This window comes from Phytoactinopolyspora endophytica (assembly GCF_004138495.1).
GTDB lineage: Bacteria > Actinomycetota > Actinomycetes > Jiangellales > Jiangellaceae > Phytoactinopolyspora > Phytoactinopolyspora endophytica.
In genome coordinates, this window is sequence record NZ_ML142860.1 from 93,203 (window position 1) to 94,420 (window position 1,218).

The window sequence follows — 1,218 nt, forward strand, 5'->3', positions numbered from 1 at the left end:
CGGTGCAGATCCAGCTCAGCCGGTCGGCGGTGGTGGCGGCGACGACGAAGGTAGCGGTACGAAGCCGAGTGCCGTGGCGGCTTTGCGTTGGGGTTCGCTCTGCGTGGCGAATCCCACCTGTTCGCCCGGCTCGGCGAGGGGACGAGCGGCGATGTCGGCGACCGCCAGGTGCATCGCCTCGGTGGCATGGACGGTGTAGTGCCGGACGATCGTCAGGGCTGCGCTTTCGGTGGCCGCCGGGTCTGGGCGGGTGAGGTTGATCGGGCCGTCCGGGGAGACCTCTTCGTAGAGTTTCTCGATCAGCACGTCGACATCGGTGAGACGTTTGGCCTTACCAGCGCGGTGCAGCGTCGACACGACCTCGACCAGCGTGAACGTGGCGGTCAGTAGAAGTCTGTGCCCCTCGATCAAGGCCCGTGCGGCCTCGTGCCCGGGCTCGTCGGCGAGATAGGAACGGACCAGTACCGACGAGTCGACGTAGACGAGCGTCGTGTCGATCATCTAGCGTCCGTCCGACCAGAGCTCGTCCACCACCGGGCCGATTCCTTCGGTCTCCTCGAGCGCGGTGGTGAAGCGCTGCGGCGTGACCGGCGGAGCCTGGGCCTCGACCAGGATGCCCATCTCGCGAGCCTTCTCCTTCAGGCGATAGCGGCGTGTGGTCATGCCGTTGGACGGGCTTTCGGGAGGCGCAGCCGTCTGCAGAGCTTCATTGGCGAGCGCATTGACCGAGACGCCTTCGCGTTTGGCCTTCGCCGTCAGGCGCGCGTGCAGGTCATCGGGAATACGTAGGAGAAGCTGCCGCATAGCGATCATGATAGCTGATATCTGCTATCGCGTGCTAGCTATTGCTTGATATCTTCTCAAAGAGCGTCGATGAAACGCTTGGCATCCCGCACACCCATGCCGGTGTGGTCCCTCAGTAGCTGGATCGCGGCGGTGCGCTTGAATGGGTCTTGGGCCACCAGAATGTGCAGCCGATTCAGCAGGTCGTCATCGATGACAGCGCTGGGTCCACCGGACTCGGTGGCGCCGCCCTCGGCCTGTGGGAAGACACGACCCACCATCAGCTCCTGCACGACGAGCGTCGCCTCGTGGGGTGCGAGCTTCGTCTGCTTGCGCAGTAGCTTGATCGCCTCCTCCGTGTGCCCTTGCCACGCGAGAGAGCGCAACTCCTCCTGAAACTCGGAGTTGAGCTGTATCTCCGAGAGCACTGTGTTC

The 1,218-nt window shown here is 64.3% G+C and carries 3 protein-coding genes; all 3 read right to left on the minus strand.

The features are described 5' to 3' along the window. Positions 1-15: 15 nt before the first annotated feature. On the minus strand, positions 16-501 hold the full coding sequence (locus tag ELR45_RS21695; protein ID WP_129668209.1) for a type II toxin-antitoxin system VapC family toxin: 486 nt from the start codon (positions 499-501) through the stop codon (positions 16-18). Continuing rightward, positions 502-804 (minus strand): toxin-antitoxin system HicB family antitoxin, encoded by a 303-nt coding sequence (locus ELR45_RS21700; protein WP_129668210.1) that lies wholly within the window; start codon positions 802-804, stop codon positions 502-504. It abuts the gene before it with no gap. Between the two features lie 56 nt (positions 805-860). After that, a partial coding sequence (locus ELR45_RS21705) for a hypothetical protein (RefSeq protein WP_165367993.1) occupies positions 861-1,218 on the minus strand: 358 nt, incomplete at its 5' end.